Source organism: Bradyrhizobium sp. USDA 4538 (assembly GCF_024171045.1).
In the GTDB taxonomy this organism is placed as follows: Bacteria; Pseudomonadota; Alphaproteobacteria; order Rhizobiales; family Xanthobacteraceae; genus Bradyrhizobium; species Bradyrhizobium australafricanum.
In genome coordinates this window covers 5,723,150-5,744,772 of the sequence record NZ_JALJZE010000001.1, presented here as the reverse complement: position 1 = coordinate 5,744,772, position 21,623 = coordinate 5,723,150, and the positions used below count along the sequence as shown (strand labels likewise).

Annotated in this window: 18 protein-coding genes; 5 read left to right on the top strand and 13 right to left on the bottom strand. The window is 65.7% G+C overall.

Annotated elements, in window-relative coordinates:
* Nucleotides 1-45: 45 nt before the first annotated feature.
* From J2R78_RS26005 to J2R78_RS25995, 3 genes are read right to left on the bottom strand one after another with little or no spacing between them, the layout of a single operon-like run.
* Nucleotides 46-1,689: an arylsulfatase gene (locus J2R78_RS26005; RefSeq protein WP_253607335.1), complete on the bottom strand. Its 1,644-nt coding sequence runs from the start codon at nucleotides 1,687-1,689 to the stop codon at nucleotides 46-48.
* Complete coding sequence (locus J2R78_RS26000) at nucleotides 1,686-2,711, bottom strand: formylglycine-generating enzyme family protein (protein ID WP_253607334.1); 1,026 nt, start codon at nucleotides 2,709-2,711, stop codon at nucleotides 1,686-1,688. The genes J2R78_RS26005 and J2R78_RS26000 overlap by 4 nt, the downstream gene beginning before the upstream one ends.
* Before the next feature lie 21 nt (nucleotides 2,712-2,732).
* On the bottom strand, nucleotides 2,733-3,266 hold the full coding sequence (locus tag J2R78_RS25995; RefSeq protein ID WP_253607333.1) for a hypothetical protein: 534 nt from the start codon (nucleotides 3,264-3,266) through the stop codon (nucleotides 2,733-2,735).
* 455 nt (nucleotides 3,267-3,721) lie between these two features.
* On the opposite strand from J2R78_RS25995, the gene J2R78_RS25990 reads away from it, so the two are divergent.
* The gene (locus J2R78_RS25990; protein WP_253607332.1) at nucleotides 3,722-4,675 is read left to right on the top strand and encodes a helix-turn-helix domain-containing protein; all 954 of its coding nucleotides are present in this window, start codon (nucleotides 3,722-3,724) and stop codon (nucleotides 4,673-4,675) included.
* 27 nt (nucleotides 4,676-4,702) lie between these two features.
* Here the strand turns inward: J2R78_RS25990 and J2R78_RS25985 are convergent, their stop codons facing one another.
* Complete coding sequence (locus J2R78_RS25985; protein ID WP_253607331.1) at nucleotides 4,703-5,572, bottom strand: DUF2066 domain-containing protein; 870 nt, start codon at nucleotides 5,570-5,572, stop codon at nucleotides 4,703-4,705.
* Between the two features lie 204 nt (nucleotides 5,573-5,776).
* Here J2R78_RS25985 and J2R78_RS25980 point away from each other — a divergent pair, with 204 nt between their 5' ends.
* Nucleotides 5,777-6,790 carry a zinc-binding dehydrogenase gene (locus tag J2R78_RS25980; protein ID WP_253607330.1) on the top strand — a complete coding sequence of 338 codons (1,014 nt, stop codon included), beginning with the start codon at nucleotides 5,777-5,779 and terminating at the stop codon, nucleotides 6,788-6,790.
* 250 nt (nucleotides 6,791-7,040) lie between these two features.
* Here J2R78_RS25980 and J2R78_RS25975 read toward each other — a convergent pair whose 3' ends face one another.
* Nucleotides 7,041-7,814 (bottom strand): enoyl-CoA hydratase-related protein, encoded by a 774-nt coding sequence (locus J2R78_RS25975; protein ID WP_026193208.1) that lies wholly within the window; start codon nucleotides 7,812-7,814, stop codon nucleotides 7,041-7,043.
* Between the two features lie 104 nt (nucleotides 7,815-7,918).
* Between J2R78_RS25975 and J2R78_RS25970 the strand changes: the two genes are divergently transcribed.
* Both J2R78_RS25970 and J2R78_RS25965 read left to right on the top strand, forming a co-directional pair.
* On the top strand, nucleotides 7,919-9,508 hold the full coding sequence (locus J2R78_RS25970) for a gamma-glutamyltransferase (protein ID WP_253607329.1): 1,590 nt from the start codon (nucleotides 7,919-7,921) through the stop codon (nucleotides 9,506-9,508).
* A 127-nt stretch (nucleotides 9,509-9,635) separates the two neighbouring features.
* Nucleotides 9,636-10,037: a PaaI family thioesterase gene (locus J2R78_RS25965; protein ID WP_253607328.1), complete on the top strand. Its 402-nt coding sequence runs from the start codon at nucleotides 9,636-9,638 to the stop codon at nucleotides 10,035-10,037.
* A 75-nt stretch (nucleotides 10,038-10,112) separates the two neighbouring features.
* On the opposite strand, the gene J2R78_RS25960 is transcribed toward J2R78_RS25965, so the two are convergent.
* The 7 genes from J2R78_RS25960 to J2R78_RS25930 form a co-directional block, all read right to left on the bottom strand.
* Nucleotides 10,113-10,808, bottom strand: a complete 696-nt coding sequence (locus tag J2R78_RS25960; protein WP_253607327.1) for a class I SAM-dependent methyltransferase — start codon at nucleotides 10,806-10,808, stop codon at nucleotides 10,113-10,115.
* A gap of 7 nt (nucleotides 10,809-10,815) precedes the next feature.
* Nucleotides 10,816-11,310: a hypothetical protein gene (locus tag J2R78_RS25955; RefSeq protein WP_253607326.1), complete on the bottom strand. Its 495-nt coding sequence runs from the start codon at nucleotides 11,308-11,310 to the stop codon at nucleotides 10,816-10,818.
* A gap of 47 nt (nucleotides 11,311-11,357) precedes the next feature.
* On the bottom strand, nucleotides 11,358-14,585 hold the full coding sequence (locus J2R78_RS25950) for an adenylate/guanylate cyclase domain-containing protein (RefSeq protein ID WP_253607325.1): 3,228 nt from the start codon (nucleotides 14,583-14,585) through the stop codon (nucleotides 11,358-11,360).
* 80 nt (nucleotides 14,586-14,665) lie between these two features.
* The gene (locus J2R78_RS25945) at nucleotides 14,666-15,958 is read right to left on the bottom strand and encodes an FAD-binding oxidoreductase (RefSeq protein ID WP_253607324.1); all 1,293 of its coding nucleotides are present in this window, start codon (nucleotides 15,956-15,958) and stop codon (nucleotides 14,666-14,668) included.
* 14 nt (nucleotides 15,959-15,972) lie between these two features.
* Nucleotides 15,973-16,704, bottom strand: a complete 732-nt coding sequence (locus J2R78_RS25940; protein WP_225645706.1) for an amino acid ABC transporter ATP-binding protein — start codon at nucleotides 16,702-16,704, stop codon at nucleotides 15,973-15,975.
* A complete protein-coding gene (locus J2R78_RS25935) occupies nucleotides 16,701-17,354 on the bottom strand; it encodes an amino acid ABC transporter permease (protein ID WP_253607323.1) in 654 nt (217 codons plus the stop codon). The genes J2R78_RS25940 and J2R78_RS25935 overlap by 4 nt, the downstream gene beginning before the upstream one ends.
* A 171-nt stretch (nucleotides 17,355-17,525) precedes the next feature.
* On the bottom strand, nucleotides 17,526-18,293 hold the full coding sequence (locus J2R78_RS25930; protein ID WP_253607322.1) for an ABC transporter substrate-binding protein: 768 nt from the start codon (nucleotides 18,291-18,293) through the stop codon (nucleotides 17,526-17,528).
* Nucleotides 18,294-18,475: 182 nt separating this feature from the next.
* Between J2R78_RS25930 and J2R78_RS25925 the strand changes: the two genes are divergently transcribed.
* On the top strand, nucleotides 18,476-19,135 hold the full coding sequence (locus J2R78_RS25925; protein ID WP_057015194.1) for a cupin domain-containing protein: 660 nt from the start codon (nucleotides 18,476-18,478) through the stop codon (nucleotides 19,133-19,135).
* Between the two features lie 220 nt (nucleotides 19,136-19,355).
* On the opposite strand, the gene J2R78_RS25920 is transcribed toward J2R78_RS25925, so the two are convergent.
* Entirely contained in the window at nucleotides 19,356-21,623 is a 2,268-nt protein-coding gene (locus J2R78_RS25920) for a xanthine dehydrogenase family protein molybdopterin-binding subunit (protein ID WP_253607321.1), read from the bottom strand.

Genomic DNA, 21,623 nt, shown 5'->3' with positions numbered 1-21,623 from the left:
GCGAGACAGGCCGATACCACTGGCCTGTCTCGCAGGGCCTCGCGACTATTCGAGACCGCGCTTCTTGAACGACTCGTCAACCTTCTTGTCGACCTGCCTGCGAACCTGATCGATGCTGAAGCTCGCCGGACGTTGACTCGGCGGATAGTCGGCAAACGTCTGAAGGAAGGCCGCCGACCTCATAACCCCTTGAGCAACGAGATAGGCATTTTCCACACGCCACTGGTCGTAACCGCTGCCCGAGATCTCAGCATGCTCGTATGGGTCCATGCGCAGGTTGAACATCTTCGGAACGCGCAGCGGCTTGAAGGGATTGGCCCAGACATCCATTTGTCCGGGCTGCTCCTGCTTCTCGTAGACGAATTTCCAGTTGTCAAAACGCGTGGCAACGAGATCGCCGTCGTCATTGAAGTAGAAGAACTCGCTGCGTGCACTCTTGTCCGTCTTGCCCGTGATGTAGTCGAGTTGATTGAACCCATCGAGGTGATCTCGGAAGGTGGTCGGGTTGCCCTGGGGCTGCCAGCCATTCAAGAGGCGTTCCTTGACGGATGTATCGCCGGCCGCGGCAAGCAGGGTCGGGAACCAGTCGAGACCCGAAACGATGCCGTTGGCTGTCTCGCCGGCCTTCACGCGGCCCGGCCAACGAATCATCGCCGGAACGCGGAACGCGCCTTCCCAGTTGGTGTCCTTCTCCGAACGGAACGGCGTGGTCGCCGCATCCGGCCAGGTGAAGGCGTTCGGACCGTTATCGGTCGTGAAGATGACGATCGTGTTGTCGGCGATCTTAAGATCGTCGAGCATCTTCAGCAGCTTGCCTACATTCTGGTCCATCTCCCACATGCCGTCGGCATACTCGTTGCCGGGCATGCCGCTCTTGCCGCGATATTCCGGCCGAACATGCGTGAAGATGTGCATGCGAGTGAAGTTCATCCAGGTGAAGAAGGGTTTGTTGGCCCGCGCCTGCCGCTGCATGAAATCGATCGCGGCGCCCGTCGTCTCGTCATCGACAGTTTCCATGCGCTTGCGCGTGAGCGGCCCGGTGTCTTCGATCTTGCCGTCGGCGGACGACTTGATTACGCCGCGCGGCGAATAGGCTTTGACGAAGGCCGGATCGTCCTTCGGGAAATAGGGGCGCTCCGGCTCTTCCTCGGCATTGAGGTGATAGAGATTTCCGAAGAATTCGTCGAAGCCGTGCGCCGTCGGAAGATACTCGTCCCGGTCGCCGAGATGGTTCTTGCCGAACTGTCCGGTAGAATAACCAAGCGGCTTGAGCGCTTGGGCTATCGTCATGTCGCCCTTCTGGAGTCCAACCGGTGCGCCGGGTATGCCGACCTTGCAGAGTCCGGTACGCAAACAGGCCTGCCCGGTGATGAAGGTCGAGCGTCCCGCCGTGCAGCTGTTCTCGGCATAGTAGTCGGTGAAGATCATGCCTTCATTGGCGATCCGGTCGATGTTCGGCGTCCTGTAGCCGACCACACCGCGCGTGTAGGCGCTGATGTTGGATTGGCCGACATCGTCGCCGAAGATCACGAGGATGTTCGGCTTGGCCGCGTTCGGCTGCTGCGCTGACGCGGGAGACCCGGCAAATGGCGCCAGGCTTGTCGCGACCAACGCCGCCGCGAACAAGCCACGAAGCAACCCTCCGCGACTACCGGACTGCCTGGTCACGATATTGCTCTCATCGCTCATTCTGACGCTCCTTGCTTGTCGAACGGTTTTTGTGACGATTGAGAATCGGGTCGGCGCACCACGCAACGAAAGCTGACATGGCTGGTCGAGGTGTCGACCGGCTCGGCATGACGGGCGGCAGGGCGATACCGGCGGCAGTAATTCGGTGCGCACAGATGCGAGCCGCCCTTGAGGACCTTGCGCGGGATCTTGATGGCGGGCTGGGCGGGATCGTAGCTCGCCTCCTCGCGGCCGCCGCGCGGATTCTGCGGGATGCAGCAGGGCTTCGCGGCGTCGGCCTCATGACGGGCGGACCACCAGTCGGCGGTCCACTCCCAGACATTGCCGATCATGTCGTGGACGCCGTAGCCATTGGGCGGAAACGCGGTCACCGGCGAGGTCCGGTCGAAGCCGTCCTCGCAGAGGTTCTGAATCGGGAAATTGCCCTGCCATGTGTTGGCCATGTGCTTGCCGCCGGGCGTCAAGGCGTTGCCCCAGGCGAACTCCTCGGCCTCGAGCCCGCCGCGCGCCGCGAACTCCCACTCCGCTTCGGTCGGAAGTTCCTTGCCGGCCCATTTGGCGTAGGCGAGCGCATCCGCATAGGCGACGTGGACCACCGGATGGCTGCCGAGCACGTTGATGTTGCTGCGCGGGCCGTAGGGGCGGCGCCAGTTCGCGCCCTTCATCAAGGTCCACCATTGGCTCCAGTCGCGCAGGGTGGTGACGCGGCGCGGCGGCTGAAACACCAGCGAGCCGGCGTAGAGCATATGCGGCAGCGCCCCCGGATATTGCGCAGGATCGGGCGGTCGCTCGGCGACCGTGATGTGCCCGGTCTCCCGCACGAATTCGCGGAATTGAGCGTTGGTCACCGGCGTGCGGTCGATCCAGAAGCCATCGACCGACGCCCGATGCGCCGGCGCCTCCTCGGGATAGTGATGGTCGGAGCCCATGCGGAACGTGCCGCCGGGAATCCAGACCATGTCGTCGGTCTGGACGCGGTCGTCACGCTCTCGCTCAGCGGAGGCGATCTCTACCCGGGACATGGCGATGCACCTCTTTGGGCATTACCGCGAGCAGTAGTCCCAGAAGCCCTGTGTTCGAGACGGGTCGGTGTAGTACCAGCACATGCCCGCTGCCGGCGCCGGTCCCGCCCAGGCGGCTGCGCTCGCCGCGCTGACGAACCCGATCGCTGCGCCGGCCGCGACCGCGCCCCCGACCGGCCAGCCGTACCAGCCGGGCCGCGCCCAACCTCCCGGCCGCGGTCCGACCCAGCGCGTTCCGCCGCCGTGCCAGCCGGGGCGAACGCCCGGCCCCACCACCGTCCGGCTCCGGTAAGCTACCGCACCGCCGCGCGGTCCGACGGCAACGCCGCCCCGGCGCGCGACAGCGCGCACCTGCACAACGTTACCGCTGCCTTCCTGCTGTGTGATGATCGGCAGTGAAGCGGAAGAGCCGATGCTGACCGCCGACGCCGGGCCTGCTTGCGCGACGATCGCGGCTGCTCCAACGAGCGCCAGACGGAAAATCCTGTTGAAGATCGGAGCCTTATGATCTCGGTGACCGAACGTCGTGCATGATTGCGTCGTGCCTGAGTGCATTGTCGCGCCCTTCCATTCTTCTGTGCTGCACTTTTCGGCAGCGTTGATCCGTCAGGCCTTCTTCCCTTTTCTCCTCCGTTGCCAATCCATGTGCACATTTGCGTGCACAGGATTCTCCATCGTGACTCGTTCCACTGGACGTTGTCACGAGCGAATTCTGCTGTCAGTTCAAACGATAGCGGAACGCACTATACAAGGGATGTGCACTTTGTGCCAATCTCAACCCCGAGGCGTGCAGGCTTAACGAAAGATGCTCCAATTCGATCAATCCGATCCGGTCGGCCTTATTGCTTTCTCGGAAAACAAGCGAAAATCCGCGCGTTTGCAAATCCGCATCACGATCTCGCCATGCGAATCGAACCAATCTAAGCACATTGTCGCGGGGCACATTTTTTGTACCGACTTCAAGCATTTGGTTTTAGTAGATTAATCGCGCTGCAGTTGTGAACGTGGATATGGGCCAACACCTGACGGTCAGCACCGGCGAGCTTGACGGCTTCGAGGGTCTCCACGATGCCGTCAAAGGCTCGCATGTCGATGTCATGCAGCTGGAGCGCGGCAAGCTGCGCGGCACATTGTCTCACGTCGGGATCGGTGATTTTTCGCTCAGCATCGGCGCGTTCAATGTCGGCGTCCGCACCCAGCGCGTCTCGACCGATCCCAAGCTGATCATCGGAATGCTGCTCAACGCGACCGACCGCGTCACGCATTGGGCGTTCGACATGCAGCCGGCCGATGTGCTGGTGATTCCGCCGTCGGTCGAGCATGACGGGGTCTTTCACAGCGCTTCGTCCTACGCGGCCATCCGCTTCGACCTCGCCGATCTGCCCGACATATTCGGCGGCGAGCCGCGGCTCGCCGACGCCGAGACCTGGCAGGCGAAGAACCACTTTCGCGCCGATCCCACGATCGGCATGGGCGCGGCGGACAAACTGCCGCGGATCGTCGCGCACCTCGCGCGCTATCCGGACGCCTTGACGGACGCGTCGGCCGGCTTCTGGAAGCGCGCGATCGTCGACTGCGTGACCGCGACGGTTGTGACATCGTTGCCTCCCGACGGGACGAGCTATCTACCGTCGGCGATGCGCCTGGTGCGCCACGTCGAGGACTATCTGCACGCCGCGGGCACTCGCCCGGTCCATGTCTCGGAAATCTGCAGCGAGCTTCGGCTGTCGCGACGCAGCCTGCACCGCGCCTTCCACGAGGTGTTCGGGGTCGGCCCGGTAACGTTCCTGCGCTACAAGCGGCTCTGCGCGATCCGTTCGATCCTGCGCGAAAGCACGCCCGACCAGACAACCGTCTCCAAGGTTGCGATCGAACAGGGCTTCATCGAGCTCGGGCGCTTCTCGCAATATTACCGCACGATGTTCGGGGAATATCCGTCGCAAACGCTCGGCTACGCCGGCTAGCGCGATCCAGCCGCTGCGCGCGCAAGCTTATTTTGGTCGCCCCGGATCGCCATTGCCCGACAGCACCTGCGCGGCGCCGCCGATGCCGCGGCGGAAGGCTTCATCGAAGGTGACGCCGCGAAACTGCCATTTGTAATCCTTGCCGTGCCAGGCCACCCGCCATTGCGTGGCCCAGCCGAGATCCTTGTCGTCCCAGACCAGCCGACCGAGCAGGGTGGCCTCGCCGCCTTGCGCCGCGACGATCGAACTCAGCTTCGCCGGCGGCGTCTTCAACAGTTCGGCGGCGGTGAGGTTGGCGCTCGTCAATGCCGCTGTATCGGGCAGCACGAAGCGCATGCCGCGTTTTCCGGCCGCAGCCGCAAGCGCGTCGCGTTGCAGGTCGGACTGCGTCCCGTCGGATGTGACGATGTAGTCCTTCGGGCCGTGCTGCATCTCGGCGAAGACGCCGAGCACCGGTCGCTGCGACCGCCACGGCTTGAGACCGAGCCTGGCGAGAATGCCGTCGATCTTCTTCTCGTCGAAATCCACCGTCAGGTCGTAGGGCCGGTCGCGGGTGCCCTGCTCGTCATGATGCGGCTTGCCGGCATATTGATCGTGATAGTCGAAACTGCTGACGAACGCCTTGGCCTTCGATTTGTACGCGGCAAGCCGGTGGTCGCCTGCCAGCATTGGCTGACCGGAAACCTTGATCAGGACGTCCTCCAGACACGCCCCGAAGCCTACGATGCGGTTCGGCTCGCCCTGGCCGGTGACGACGGTTTGCGCGCGGTAGAGGCTGTCGTCTGCTGCGGCCATCGCACCACCGCAAGCGATCCATGCAGCGGCAAGCAGCACGCGGACCGCGCCGCGTGCGAGCGTTGCGATCAGATCGCGCTTGGTCTCAAGCAAGGCAGCCATGGTCACCTCCGCTCGGTCGCTTCATTGACGGCGCAGATTGGCTGTATTTCCCGGTCGCGCGCCAGTGCGTTCGGGCATGGGCGCCATTCCATCAACCCCACTGCGCGCTATGGCCACGCGCGGCAGGCCTGACATATGCTCGGCGCATGCGCGGCGGCGCCGCGAGCGCTGCCCAACACAAGTGCACCGAGCAGGAGACGTTCCGTGAAATGCTATGAGTTGCAAGGCCCCGGCGGCGTCGACGCGCTGGCGCTGGTCGACAAGCCTGTTCCGCAAGCCGGCCCGGGCGAGGTCCTGGTGCGGCTGAAGGCGGCGACGCTGAATTATCGCGACCTGCTCACGGTCAAGGGCGGTTACGGCTCGCGCCAGAAATTTCCGCTGGTGCCGGTCTCCGACGGCGCCGGCGTGGTCGAGGCGGTCGGAGCCGGCGTCCAGAGCTTCGCATCCGGCGATCGCGTGATCGGCAGCTTCTTCGAAAGCTGGCTCGCCGGCGAGCCGAGCGAGGCGCGGATGCGCGCGGCGCTCGGCGGCAGCGTCGACGGTGTGCTGACCGAGTACCGGGTCTTCCCCGCGCATGCGCTGGTGCGCACGCCGGATCATCTCAGCGATATCGAGGCCGCGGCACTGCCATGCGCCGGCCTCACGGCGTGGAGCGCGGTGGTCAAGCTCGGCGACCTCAAGCCGGGGCAGACGGTGCTGACCCAGGGCACCGGCGGCGTCTCGCTGTTCGCGCTGCAATTCGCCAAGATGTGCGGCGCCCGCGTCATCGCGACATCCTCCAGCGACGCCAAGATCGCGCGGCTGAAACAGCTCGGCGCCGATGTCACGCTCAACTACAAGTCCACGCCCGATTGGGGCAAGAAGGCGCGCGAGCTGACCGGGCGCGGTGTCGATCTCGTCGTCGAGGTCGGCGGCGTCGGCACGCTGAACGAGTCGATCCGCGCCACCAGGATCGGCGGCACCATCGCCTTCATCGGCGTGCTCGCAGGTCCCGCCTCTTCCGACACGCGGCTGCCGCTGATGGTGATGCAACAGCAGCGGCTGCAAGGCGTCACCGTCGGCTCGATCGAGGATTTGCAGGCGCTGTGCGACGGCATCAGCCTGCACGGCGTCAAGCCCGTGATCGACAAGGTGTTCGCGTTCGACCAGGTCAAGGCCGCGTTCGCCCACATGGCGAGCGGCGCGCATTTCGGCAAGATCGCGATTGCGATCGGCTAGCACGCGCACGATCAAGGCCTGGAGCATCCTGAGATTGCGCCGAACAGCGACGGCGCTGCGCTCTCTCGCCCCGTTCTTACGGGGAGAGGGTTGGGGTGAGGGGCTGCCTCCGCATATGTCTGGTGATAGCTGTATTCGCGGAGACTCCCCCTCACCCGGAACGCATCGAACGATGCGTTCCGACCTCTCCCCGCACGCGGGGCGAGGTGAAGCGGAGCCCGCCGCTCGATTTAGGTAAGCTCATCCCGCTCTAGCGTCCCGTGAACTGGGCCTTGCGCTTCTCGACGAAGGCCTGGCGGCCTTCCTTCGCGTCGGCGCTCTCGCGGATCACCTGCTGCAGCTCGATCTCGCGGCGGAACTGATCGGCGTAGCTGGCGTGCTCGCTCTCCTCGAGCAGTTGCCGGGTCGCGACCAGCGCGCGCGTCGGTCCGTCGGCGAGACGGCCGGCGAGCGCCTTTGCCTCGTCGAGCAGTTTTGCATCGTCGACCACGTCGCGCACCAACCCCCACTCCTTGGCCCGCTCGGCCGGCAGCGGCTCGTTCAGCAGCATCAGGTCGAGCGCGCGCTGGCGGCCGATCAGGCGCGGCAACAGCCAGGTCGAGCCGAGATCGGGCACCAGGCCGATACGGCTGAACACCTGGATGAAGCTCGCCGAGCGCGCCGCCAGGATGATGTCGCCGGACATCGCGAGGCTGAAGCCGCCGCCGGCCGCGACGCCGTTGACCGCGACCACCACCGGCACGCGGCATTCGCGCAAGGCCTGCATCGCCGGCCAATAATGCCTCATCACGCCGGTGTAGATATTGTCGCCGAGCGACTGGAACGCCTTGAGGTTCTGCCCGGAGCAGAAGCCGCGTCCCTCCCCGGTCAGGACCAGCGCGCGGATGTCCGGGTCGAGGCTCATCTCGCCGACGGCGCGCGCGAGATCGCCGAGCAGTTCCGGCGTCATGGCGTTCAGGCTCGCGGGATCGTTGAGCGTCAGGATGCCGACCTTGCCGTCCCGTTCACGCTTCACACCAGTCATTTTCCGCTCCCTGAAATTGGTTCTTGTTGTTGCACTGACAGTGCCATGCTTGGCATGCTACGCCAACGTGTCCCACCCGCAACAAGAACAGCGAAAGCAACGCCATGTCCGACCAGTTCTCCAACTCGCAAGTGATCCGCAAGCCGGCCGTCAGCGCCAAGGGCGGCATCGTCGCCGCACAGTCGCGCAAGGCGGCCGAGGTCGGCGCGGAGGTATTGGCTGATGGTGGCGATTGTGTCGACGCCGTGATCGCAACCACCTTCGCGCTTGGCGTCGTGGAGCCGTGGATGAGCGGCGCCGGCGGCGGCGGCGCGATGGTGCTCTATCGCGCCAAGGAGAACCGCGTCGAGGTGATCGACTACGGCATGCGCGCGCCCGACGGCCTGCGCATCGAGGATTATCCGCTGACCGGCGGTGCGGCCTCCGACCTGTTCCCCTGGGCGCGGGTCAAGGACGACCGCAACCTGCACGGCCCCGGCTCGATCGCGGTGCCCGGCGTCGTTGCCGGCATGGAGGAAGCGCATCGCCGCCACGCCAAAATGGCGTGGAAGGATCTGCTGGCGCCGAGCGTCAAGCTCGCCGGCGAGGGCCTTTTGGTCGATTGGTGGACCACCGCGATGATCGCAAGCTCCGCGGCCGATCTGCGGCGCTATCCCGCCAGCGCGGCGGCGTATCTGCAAGATGGCCTGCCGCCGAATGCGCAATGGGGCATCAGGTCGGTGGTCCGCATGCCGCAGGACAGGCTGAAGGCCACGATGGCGCAGCTCGCCGCGGCCGGCCCGCGCGATTTCTACGAGGGCGATCTGGCGCGCAGCATCGCCGACGACATCCAGGCCGCCGGCGGCGCGCTGTCGGTGCGCGACCTCGCCGCCTTCCGTGCCCATCTGCGCGAGCCGTTGAAAATTCCCTATCGCGGCGGCACGGTCTATGCGACGCCGGAGCTGACCGCGGGTCCGACCATGGCGCGCACGCTCGGCCTTTTGCAAAAGGCGCTGGCGCCCGCGCAGGGCGGTCCGGATGCGGCGGCCTACGCAGCCTATGCCGAGGCGCTGCAAGCCGCCTATCGCGAGCGGCTGAAGGACATGGGCGACGTCGACGGCCGCCGCGCGCTCGGCGCCGAAGCAATCGCGCCAAGCTGCACCACGCATTTCTCCGCGGTCGACCGCGACGGCAACATGGCCGCGGTGACGCAGACGCTGCTGTCGACCTTCGGCTCCAAATTCGTGACGCCGAACACCGGGCTGACCATGAACAACGGCATCATGTGGTTCGACCCGACGCAAGGCAATCCGAACTCGCTCGCTCCCGGCAAGCGCTGCCTGACCAACTACACGCCAGTCGTGGCGCAGGCCGCCGACGGCCGCACGCTCGCCGCGGGCGCATCGGGCGGCCGCCGCATCCTGCCGGCAGTGTCGCAACTGCTCTCCTTCGTGATGGATTTCGGCATGGATCTCGACGCCGCGATCCACCAGCCCCGCATCGACGCCAGCGAAGGCGCCGTGGTGATCGGCGACAAGCGCCTGCCCGCCAGCGTGCGCGAGGCGCTGCGCGGCCGCTTCGACTTCGAGGAGGCCCGCATCCAGACCCTGCCGATGAAGTTCGCCTGCCCGAGCGTCGTGCTGCGCGACGGCGCCACCAACAGCGGCGTCACCGAGCCGTTCCAGCCCTGGGGCGACGCGGTCGCGGAGGGGTGACGGCAAGTCGCGGTTCATTGAGGTCGTCGTCCCTGCTCCCGTGCGCAATTGCGCACTAGGCAGGGACGACACTGAGTTTATTGCATGACCCGAACGGGCTGATACATTTGGACCGACAACAATTGCGGTGACCGGCTTGAGTGAAGCAAGCGCATACGTGCCGCCCGGCGCGCGACTTCTTGGACGCGAGTGGCTGGGCTTCGACGGTGAAATCGCCACAGTCCGCTTCGAGGCCCAACCCTCGTTCACCAACCGCCACGGAACGATCCAGGGTGGTTTCCTTGCCGCGATGCTGGATTCAGCCACCGGTCTCGGCGCCCTCGCAGCGCTGCCCGCAACGCGGACCGTCGTGACGAGGACCCTCACCACGCGGTTTCTCAAACCGGCGCGCATCGGCCCGATCACGGCCAAGGCGAAGGTCATCTCGCAGACCGACCGCGACATGATCGTCGAAGCCGATCTGATCGACGCCAGCGATGTGACGGTCGCCAGCGCCACGGCCGAGTTGCGGATTCTGGACAAGCTATAGCCGTGCGGCAGGATTCGATCGCGTCACGCCTCTCGACCTGCTCCCATCTGCCTGGGCTGGCACAGGTCCGATCGATCAGAAATCCCTACATCGCGCCAGCAGGGTGGCTTCGTTCAGTCCGTAGCCGTCGACGGTCTCGACGGTGCAGCCAAGCTCGCGTTCGCAATAATCGATCCATGGCTCGGGGCTGGTGCAATAGAGCTGCACCGGCGACGCATCGGCGGCCGCCGTGCCTTCCGTCCCGCCGGTGACGAAGTTGACGCTGAAGCCACGCAGGCTGGCGCGGCGCAGGTCGGCCAGCATCCCGGCGACAAATGCCTCCCAGGATCGACGGCAGCCGCCGACATCGACATTCATGATGCCGCTCGCGACCGAATAGGTCGCGCGACGCAGGCTGCCCTTGCCGACCTTGAAGCGGCGCCCCGGCGCCGAGAAACGGCGGCGCGCGCGGCTGATCATGGCGAGCGACAGATCGATCCCGAGATAATCGATTTCCGCTTGCGGATGGCGCCTTGCGAGATAGGCGCACAGCGCGCCGTATCCGCAGCCGATGTCGTTCAGGCTGAACGGTGCGGAGAAGTCGCAGAGCTTCAGCAACTGGACGAAGCGAAGGTCCTGGGTGGCCTGGCAGGACCAGTCCACTCCGCGCGGGGTGGCGCCGTATTTGGCGACCCGCGCGCTGTAGTAGGATTCGACGTTGGCATAGAGGTCGGAGAACCGCGCCCGGTCGCCTTCGGCGCCGACACCTGCGGTCTCCGCTGCGATGCTCACGTCTTGCTCATTTCTTGGCTTTAGCCCGCCGCTGCTTCGCCATCGCGGCAAGCTCCTTGCGGGCGACCTGGCTTGGCTTGGTCGGGATCGACAGAACCCGATACGACTGGGTCGAGTAGATCAGCGGCGTATGGCCATCGGCTGCAAACGTCACCTTCGGATTTTCCTTCATGGCGTGAACTCTAACGAGCACCGGCAGATACGGACCCTGCGTGAGCGCCTGTCGGAACGCCTGGACCACCCGCTTGTATCCGCTCACATTGGGCTGATCGGAAGGATAGTCCTTCAGCGTGCCGAGGAAAGTATACCAGCGCTTCCGCTCGACCCGGTCGGCCGGCTCGATCCCGATCAGCCGGAACGACTGTTCGAGGGGATGATTGGGAGAGAAGATGTCGAACTCCTTCTGCAGCTCCACCATCTCCATGATCCCGCCGGGACCAAACCGCTTGTTCAGCAGATCAAGGACATCGCGCGTCGTATCGTCTTGAATCATCCGTCCCATTAAAACCCCCTCAGTACCTTGTTTCCAGAAATGAAAAATCGTCGCGTCTAGCGTCGCTCAAGATGCAATCGAAGCTGATCGAGTTGTGGTGTGAAATAGACTGCCCCCGAGACATCGAGCAGATTCTGGGCGCCGCCGACAATCTCGTCAAGCTCCTCATGTGACGTGCTGCCCAAGGCGCAAACGATCAGGCCGCGCAGCACGGTCGCGTGCAGTTCGGCGATGCGATCGGTCCTTCGCCGCGCGACCATTAGCGCCTCGTCCACCGCTTGCAGGGCCGCATGGTGGTCGGCGGCGCGATAGAGCGCCTCGGCCAGATCCGCCAGCATGCGCGCCTCGAATTCGAGGCCGGCTCGCGCAGAGCGCGCAAAGTCGATCGCTTCCTGAAGCTGGGCGGCGGCAACCTTGAAATCGCCCGCGGCGCCGCTGGCGAGGCCGGCGCTGGCGAGCGCCGCGACCCGCAGATAGGGCGTGCCGGACTGCTCGGCCAGTTCGGCGATCCTCGCCGCATGCGGCTTGGCGAGCTCCGGCCGGCCGCGGCTCCAGCCCATCTCCACCATCGCAAAATGCGGAATGAACTGCACGACGGCGGCGAAGCGCTCCGGCTCGGCCCGCAGCACCTCGGCGATCCGCCGTTCGGCCTCGTCGAATCGGCCGAGCCGCACCAGAATTCTGGTGCCGAGACACCTGATCCAGTGCTCGACGTCGAAGCCGAGAATCTGGTTCGGGTTGAGGCCGAGTGTGACGTTGTTGTGAAAACCGCCCTGCTCGGCAATCGCGGCAACCGCCACCTGCCCGGCGTCGAGCGCCTCGGCAAGACGGCCCGACAGGAAGAACGCCTGGCTCAGCATGGCATTGACCGTCGCAAACCGTCCGACGTCCCCGGTGCCGGAGGTGAGCTTCAAGGCGTCCTGCACGAGATTGACATAGTCGTCGGCGGCCGCGGTAGCGGCCAGGATCCTGCCGTAGGCGCCGAGCAGGATCGGCTCGTGCACCGGGTCCGCCGCGCGTGCGTATTTGATCGCCTCTTCGGCGTAGGGCTTGACCTCTTCGGCGGACATCCCCTCACGCCAGCCGAAGTTGAGGATCTGGCCGCTCGACATCGCCCGCAGCCGGTCGACATATTCGGACGGGGGCTGGTCCTGCAGCAGGGCGCGAACCTTTTTCCAGCTCTTCATTGCCTCGGCGGAGTTGGTCTTGCCGATCCAGCGCGCCGCACGCTGCAAATGGGTGACCGCCTCCAGCGGCTGGCCCGCGGCCTCGTAGTGATAGGCGAGCAGCCCGGCAAACTCGTCGAGCTTGCCCCAGTCGAAGCCCTCGATCGCCTTGGCGACGGTCGCATGCAGCGTGGTCAGCCGCGACCGCAACTGCGTTGCGTAGGCGACCTCCTGGATCAATGGATGGCGAAACGCCAGCAGTCCCTTGTCGTAGGGCGGCAGGTCGTACAGCAGCTCGGCCTGGCGCAGCTGCGCGATGGCGTTCTGCAAATCGTCGTTCGGCAGCGCCGCGACCGGGCGCAGCACCGACATCGCAACCAGCCGGCCGATCACCGCCGCCGTCTCGAGCACCTGCTTGGCGATATCCTCGAGGTGATCGATGCGGGCGGCCACGACAGCCTGCACCGTTGCGGGCAGCGGCACCGCATCGACGCCATGCTTGAGCCGGTAGTTGCCGCGTTCGCCCTCGACATTGCCGCGCTCCACGACGGTGTTGGCAAGCTCCTCGATGAAGAACGGATTGCCCTGCGCGCGTTCGATGACATTGCTGCTCAGCGAGGCCAGCGAGGGATGCCTGCCGAAATGCTCGCGGAGCAGCTCGTTCGAATCGGACCACGGCAGCGGCGGGATTGCGATCTGACGGTAGTGCGACCGCTGCATGAAAGGTGCCGTGAAGCCCGGCCTGAAATTGACCACCAGCAACGTCGCGGTGCCGACGATGGCATCGACCAGCGTCTCGACGAACTCTTCGCTCGCGGCATCGATCCAGTGCAGGTCCTCGATCATGACGACCGCCGGCGTGTCGCCGGGGCGCGCATGCACCAGCGTTCGAACGAGATCGAGCAGTTGCAGCCGCAGCGCACGCGGATCGAGCTTCGGGGCCGGATGCTCCGGATCGGCAAGGCCGAGGAATTCGAGCAGCACCAGCAATTCCTGCTCCGACGCGGCCATCTCGGCAAAACGGTCGATGACGCGGCGCCGGGATGTCTCGATCGGCTCCTTGGCGCGGATGCCGAAGATGTCGCGCAACAGCTCGAGCACGGGCTGGAACGGTGTTGCGCGGCCATGCGCCAGCACGCGGGCCTCGTAGACGCGAATGCCCTTGCGGCGGCAGTTTTCGGCGAACTCGAAGCAGAGCCGGCTCTTGCCGATACCGGCGTCGCCGACCATGCCGACGACCCGGCCGTCGCCGCCAACTGCACGCGACAGCTCATGCTCCAACGCCGCCATCTGCTCGGTCCGGTTGACCATCGAGGTCAGGCGGCGGCCGCTGCGGAAAACGTCGCTGGCGGGCGCGCTGAGCAGCCCGGTCAGCCGAAAGACCTCCACCGGCGAGGAGATGCCGCGAATGGTCTGCATGCCGAGCGGCATGACCTCGACGAATTGCCTGGCGCCGAGATAGGTGTCCCGCGTGATGAGGATCGCCCCCTCATCGGCCATCTGCTCCATCCGGTTGGCGATATGGACGTTGGCGCCGGCGGCGTCGTAGGTCTGATAGATTGTGTTTTCCACCGTTTGAACGACGACTTCGCCGGTGTGCAGCCCGACCCGGATCTGCATGCCGGGATCGGCGAGCCTGGCCACCGAATCCTGCATGGCGAGCGCGGCGAGACAGCCGCGGACCGCATGATCTTCATGCGGGCGCGGCGGCGCGCCGAACAGCGCCATGACGCCGTCGCCCTGGATCTTGTTGACGATGCCGTCGTAGCGGTGGACGGCTTCCTTCATCAGGTCGAGCACCGGCTCGAGGCGCCGCATCCCGAGTTCGGGATCGCCGAGGCTGTCGATCAGATTGGTCGAGTTGCGGATATCGGCAAACAGCAGAGTGAGGTTCTTGCGTTCGCCGCCCTTGGTGCTGAGCGAACGGAGCAGCCGCTGCGATGGCGCGTCGGGACGGACGCTGCCCGCGGCGAGCGCGGTCCCGCAGCGGCCGCAGAAGCGGCTGGAGGGCCCATTCACATGCTGACAGGAGTCACATTTGAGGCCTAATGGCGCACCGCAATCTTCACAATAATCGTTGCCAGCCCGGTTTGCGCGGCCGCATCGCTCGCACTGCATGAACAGCCTTCCAGTAAAGACTGCGAATATATCCGACGCGCGAGATTAGCCCAGCACATTCTGTAATTGTGTTAAATGCCTCACACACCGAGGTAGTCCCGCACCCGGCCGGTCAGCACGGCCGTGGTGACGCCGACCCGCCAGAAGGCGTGCATCGGGATCGGTTTGATACCGGTCACGGGCATGTCGATCTCGGCCTTGGGGCCGCCGATCAGCCGGCGCGCCAGCTGTGCGCCCATCGCGGTCGAGAGCGCGACGCCGCGGCCGTTACAGCCGAGCGAGATCAGCAAATTCTCCGCGGGCTCATGGACATGCGGGTAGTGATCGGCGGTGATGGCAAGGCGGCTGTTCCAGCCGTGGGTCCAGCTGACGCCCTTGAGCTGCGGCCATAGCCGCTCGGCGTAACGGATCAGATAGGCGACGTCGGCCGGCTTGCTGATCCAGCGCATCGGGCCGCGGCCGCCCATCAAGAGCCGGTTGTGCTGGTCGATGCGGTAATAGACCGTGATGTGGCCGCTTTCGTAGAGCACCGGCCGGGTCGGCATGATCGCGCGGGCGATCGCCTCGGACAGCGGCGCGGTCGCCGCGATCGACGAGAACACCGGCACGATGCTGCGGCGAAGCGCCGGCCAGAGATCATCGGTAAAGCCGTTGGTCGCGAGCAGCACCTTGTCGGCGAGCACGACCGCGCGCGGCGTCTCGATCCGCCAGCGGCCGCCGTCGCGGCGCAGCCGCAGCGCCGGGGTCTCGCCATGGACGGCGACGCCGGCCCCGATCGCGGCGCGCGCAAGGCCCCGCGCATAGCTCAGCGGATGCAAATCGCCGCCGCGCGCATCCAGCATGGCGCAGAGGTAACGGTCGCTGCCGGTCATCTGGCGCATCTCGGCGGCGTCGAGCAGCTTCACCGGCATGCCGCGCCGGATACATTGCTTTGCCGTGGTCTCGATCGCCGCTGCGCTGGCTTCGTTGTAGGCCGCGCGCAGCGTGCCGTTCTGCCTGGCCTCGCAGGGGATCTGGTAGCGGCGGATCAAATCATGCGTGAAGTTGGTGGTGCCATAGGAGAATTCGATCATGCGGCGGCCGAGATCAGCGCCGAAATCCGCTTCGATCTGGTCCGGGTCGTGCTTCAGTCCGGGATTGGTCTGCCCGCCATTGTTGCCCGAGGCACCCCAGCCCGGCTCCTGCGCTTCCAGCACGGTCGCAAGCACGCCCTGCTCGGCGAGGTGCAGCGCGGTCGACAGGCCGGTGAAGCCGCCGCCGATGATCGCCACCGGCACGCTCTTGTCCGATGTGAGCTGAGGCGTCGGCGTCGCCTGCACCGCGGTGTCGGCATAGAGGCTCGGCGGCAGCGGCAGGCGGATTGGCGCGTTCATTTCAAGTGACCTGATCACAGCGGATGCAGCACGCGGCGCAGGAAATCCTGGGTGCGCGGGTGCTGGGGTTGGTTGAGGACGGATTTGGCGGCGCCCTGCTCGACGATGACGCCGCCGTCGATGAACAGCACGCGGTCGGCGACGTCGCGGGCAAAGCCCATTTCATGGGTGACGACGACCATGGTCATGCCGTCGTCGGCGAGCTTGCGCATCACCGACAGCACCTCGCCGACCAGCTCCGGATCGAGCGCGGAGGTCGGCTCGTCGAACAAGATCGCCTTCGGCTGCATCGCCAGCGCCCGCGCGATCGCGACGCGCTGCTGCTGGCCGCCGGAGAGTTTTGGCGGGTGCACCTCGGCCTTGTCGGCGAGCCCGACCTGCGCGAGCAGCGCGCGGCCGCGGGCGATCGCCTGCTCGCGCGGCTCCTTCTTCACATAAAGCGGCCCCTCGATGACGTTCTCGAGCGCGGTGCGATGCGGGAACAGGTTGAAGCGCTGGAACACCATCGAGACCTGGGTGCGGATCGCCACGATCGAGCGGTCATTGCTGTCGACGCGTGCGCCCTCGACGCTGATCTCGCCGCGATCGTAGCTCTCGAGCCCGTTGATGCAGCGCAGGATGGTCGACTTGCCGGAGCCGGACGGGCCGATGATGCAGACTACCTCGCTCCTGGCGACGGAGGCGGTGATGCCCTTCAGCACCTCGACCTTGCCAAAGCTCTTGTGGACGTCGTTGAGCTCGATCATTTGCGGTTCGCCTTGTTCTCGAAGTGCCGAACCAGCAGGATGAGCGGGATGCTCATGGTGAGATACATCAGCGCCACCAGGGTGAACACGCTGGTGTTCTTGAAGGTCGAGGATGCGATCAGCTTGCCCTGCAGCGCCAGTTCGGCGACCGTGATGGTGGACGCCTGCGAGGAATCCTTCAGCATCATGATCATGATGTTGCCGTAGGGTGGCAGGATGATCCGAACCGCCTGCGGCAGCACCACGCGGCGCATGGTGAGCCACCAGCCCATTCCGATGGTCTGCGCTGCCTCGATCTGCCCCTTGTCGATCGCCTCGATGCCGGCGCGGAAATTTTCCGCCTGATAGGCCGAATAGGCGATGCCGAGCCCGATGATCGCGGCCTGCAGCGCCGACAGCGCGATGCCGAAATCTGGCATCACGAAGTAGATGTAGAACAGCAGCACGATGATCGGGATGCCGCGGATCACGTTGATCAACGAGGCGCTGAGCCCGACCAGGACGCCGATGCCGGACACCCGCATCAAGGCCCACACCAGCCCGAGCACGGTCGACAGCAACAGCGAGCCGATGGTGACGACGATGGTCAGCCAGACACCCTGCAGCAGGATCGGCACGAACTCGACGGCGTCATGGAAGAATTTTTGCATCGGCTCAAACGTATCCAGTCCCGACACTATTCGAACGTTACCTCCGTCATCCTGAGGAGCGGCGTCTTCGCCGCGTCTCGAAGGATGTACGGCCCGGCTGGTGGCCGTCGACCCTTCGAGGCTCGCTTCGCTCGCACCTCAGGGTGACGGATCACTTCGGGACATGAATACTCACGATGCGTTGGCCTTCTGGCCCCACTTTTCTAAGATCTTGGCGATCGTGCCGTTCGCCTTCAGCTTGGCGAGCGAGGCATTGATCTTCGCGAGCAGCTCCGTGTCGCTCTTGCGGACACCGATCGCGACGGTGCCGACGGTGACCGGCTTGTAGCCGTCGACCAAACGGACGTCGGCGAAATTGCCCTGCTGCAGATTGTAGGCGAGGATCGGATAGTCGGCGAAGCCGGCCTTGAGGCGGCCGGCATTCACGTCGCGCAGGATGTCGGGAATGGTATCGTAGACCTTGACCTCGCTGAACAGCCCGGTCTTCTTCAGCGCATCGACGAACGCCGTGCCGACCTGGGCGCCGACCACGGTGCCCTTCAGATCCTCCTGCGAGGCATAGGCCTTGGTGTCGGCCTTCGGCACCACCAAACCTTCACCATAGGTGTAGACCGGCTCGGAGAAGTCGATCACCTCCTTGCGCGCGGCGGTGGCGAACATCGCGGCGGCAATGATGTCGATCTTGTTCGCGGTCAGCGAAGGGATCAGCGCCGAGAACTGCATCGGCTCGATCTGCACGGTAAAGCCGGCATCCTTGCCGATCTCGGTGGCGAGATCGACCATGATACCCTGGATCGAATTGGTCTTGGTGTCGAGGAAGGTGAAGGGAATGCCGGTCGGGGTCGAGCCGACCTTCAGCACCTGCTGCGCCCCTGACGGCGCGCTCAAGGCAAGGGCAAGCGCCGCCACCGCGGCCTGGACGAGACGCTGAAACGACATCGCAACACCTCCCGAAGCTGGCCTTGGCGCCGCATCGCCCGCGCGTTTCGGGCTTTTGGTTGCGGTCGACGCCGTTCCGGCCTATTTTCACCAATATGAAATTGTGGTCACGAAACCGCGGCCAATGCAAGCGGTTTTCATGCACATGAAGGAAGCGGACTGACGTGAGCGGCGGCAAGAGAATGCGTAAAGGCGCGGCAGCGAAGCCCGCAACGGCACGCCGCGCGGCCAAGAAACCGGCCAGGAAGCCGGCCGGCAAGCCGGCGGAGCCGGCGATGGATCTCGCGGTCGGACGCCGCATCCGCGACCTGCGCCGCAGCAAGGAAATGTCGCTGGAGGTGGTCGCCGCGCGCACCGATTTGTCGATCGGCTTCATCAGCCAGATCGAGCGCGGCCTGTCGTCGCCCTCGCTGCGCGTGCTGGCGACATTGGCCGACGTACTCGGCGTCGGCATCGCCGCGCTGTTCGGCGCGACGCCCAGGGATGACGGCGCCGGCGGCATCGTGACCCGCGAGGTCCAGCGCGCCGAGCTGAAGCTGTGGCGCACGGGAATTTCAAAGCAGCTGCTGAGCCCGGCCGGCAGCGAGAGCCGGCTCAACCTGTTCCTGGTGCATCTCGAGCCCGGCGGCAACACCGGCGACGAGTTCTATACCCATGACGGCGAAGAGGCCGGCCTCGTGCTCCAGGGCGAGATGACGCTGACGGTGGACACGGAGACCTGGACTCTGAAGCAAGGCGACAGCTTCAGATTCGCGAGCCGGAGGCCGCACCGGTTCTCCAATCCCGCGCGCGATGCGAAGGCCGTGGTGCTGTGGGTGAATTGCGTGACGGCGGCGGGGTGACGGCCCATCTCCCTCCGCCGTCGTCCCGGCGAAAACCATCCAGCGTCGTCCCGGCCTAGTGCGCAATTGCGCACGGGGGGCGGGACCCATTACCACTAATGGGCGTTATCGCGCGACGCTGGGGCCGTAGCCTTCTTAAACAACACCGACCCTGTGGTTATGGGTCCCGGCTTTCGCCGGGACGACACCTGTTATTACGGAGCCCTCACGTCGAGCCGCATCACCTCAACCCCATCACCACTTCCTCGATCTTGATCGGGAAATTCCGCACGCGGATGCCGGTGGCGTGGAAGACGGCGTTGGCAACGGCGCCGGCGCTGCCGGTGATGCCGATCTCGCCGACGCCCTTGATGCCGAGCGGGTTCACATGGGGATCGTGCTCGTCGACCGTGATCACCTCCATCGGCGGCACGTCGGCATTCACGGGCACATGATACTCGGCAAGGTTGGCATTCAGGATGCGGCCGGACCGCTTGTCCATCACCGCCTCCTCGTGCAGCGCGAAGGAAAGGCCCCAGATCATGCCGCCGCGCAGCTGGCTCTGCACCATCAACGGATTGATGATGCGCCCTGCGGCGAACGCGCCGACCAGCCGCGTGGCGCGGATCTGGCCGAGCTCCGGATCGACCTTCACCTCGGCAAAAACAGCGCCATGCGCGTGCATCGCATATTGCGCTTGCGCCGCCGGATCGGCCGCACCCGTGCCGGAGGCCTCGACCTCGGCAACGCCGGCGCGCGCCAGGATCTCGGCGTAGCTTTCGCTGCGTGCATCATCGTCGCGGCGATGGAGCCGCCCGGCCCGCGCCACCACGCCGGCATTGCCGGCGCCGAACAGCGGCGAGCGCTCATCGGAGGTCGCAAGCTCGGCGAGTTTTGCGATCACCGCCGCACCGGCATTGTGGATCGCGGCACCGACCGTTGCGGTGTGCGCGGAGCCGCCGGCGATGCCGGCATCCGGCAGGTCCGACGTGCCCGACAGGAACGAGATCTGCTCGAGATCAAGCGCCAGCGCATCGGCCGAGATTTGCGTGAGCGCGGTCCAGGCGCCCTGCCCCATGTCATGCGCGCCACTCTCCATCACGCCGCGTCCGTCGGCGCGGATCACGGCGCGGGCATTGCCCTGGAACATCAGCGCCGGGAAGGTCGCGGTGCCCATGCCCCAGCCGATCAGAAAGCCGTTCTCGTCGCGCATCTGCCTTGGCTGCAGTGGACGCCCCGCCCAGCCGAAACGCTCGGCGGCCTTGGCGTAGCACTGCCGCAGCGCCTTCGAGGAAAACGGCTTGCCGGTGGTCGGCTCGACCTCGGCGTAGTTCTTCAGCCGGAATTCCAGGGGATCGATGCCGCAGGCGAACGCCGCCTCGTCGATCGCGCTTTCCAGCGCGATCGATCCGGTGGCCTCGCCCGGCGCGCGCATGAACAGCGGCGTGCCGGTGTCGACGCGCACCGCCTCATGCGCGGTGCGGATTGCCGGGCTCGCATAGAGCGTATGCGAGGCGTCGGCCGCCGGCTCGTAGAAATCGTCGAAGCTCGACGTCGTGACGCGCGCCTCGTGATCCAGCGCGGTCAGCAGGCCGTCTTCACCGGTGCCGATCCGGATGCGCTGGCGGGTCTGCGGACGATGGCCGACCGGGCCATACATCTGGCTCCGCCGCAGCACCAGCTTGACCGGACGCCCGACCAGCTTCGCCGCCATGACGCCGAGCACCTGCGGCCCGGAGACCAGGCCCTTGGAGCCGAAGCCGCCGCCGAGGAACGGGCTGTTGATGTGGATGTTGCCGGGCGGAATGCCGAACAGGCCGCCGATCCGCATCTGCGCCATCGCCATGCCCTGGCTCGGCGTGTCGAGGAACAAGCGATCGCCGTCCCACACCGCGACGATCGCGTGCGGCTCCATCGCGTTGTGATACTGCGCCGGCGTCTCGTAAGTTGCGTCGATCCGCTTCGATGCCGCGGCAAGGCCAGCATCGATATCGCCGTGCCGGACTTCGGCGGGATTACCGATGCCGACCACCGGCGGCGCGTAGGCTTCGCCGGCGTCGAGACCGACACGCGCGATCTCGACCTGATAGCGCGGCGACAGCAGCGCGGCGCCTTCGGTGGCGGCCTCCAGCGTCTCGGCGATCACGACCGCGATCGCCTGGTTGGCGTAGCGCACCTCGTCGCTCTGCAAGAGCTCCATGCGGAAGGCGAACGGATTGCCCTTGGCGTCGGGGTCTTCGGCGAGCTCCGGCTTGTGCGCCGGCGTCATCACGTCGATGACGCCGGGGTGGCGCTTGGCGGCGGCGACGTCGAGCGCGGTGACGCGGCCGCGCGCGATGCAGCTGGTCGCGATCACGGCATAGACCATGCCGGGCGGATGATTGTCGGCGGCATAGCGGGCCTTGCCGGTCACCTTCAGCGTGCCGTCGGTGCGGGTCAGCGGCTGGCCGATATTCGAGCCGTGCCTGAGATGGGCGGGGTCGCGGGTCAGATTGAGTTCAGCCGTCAT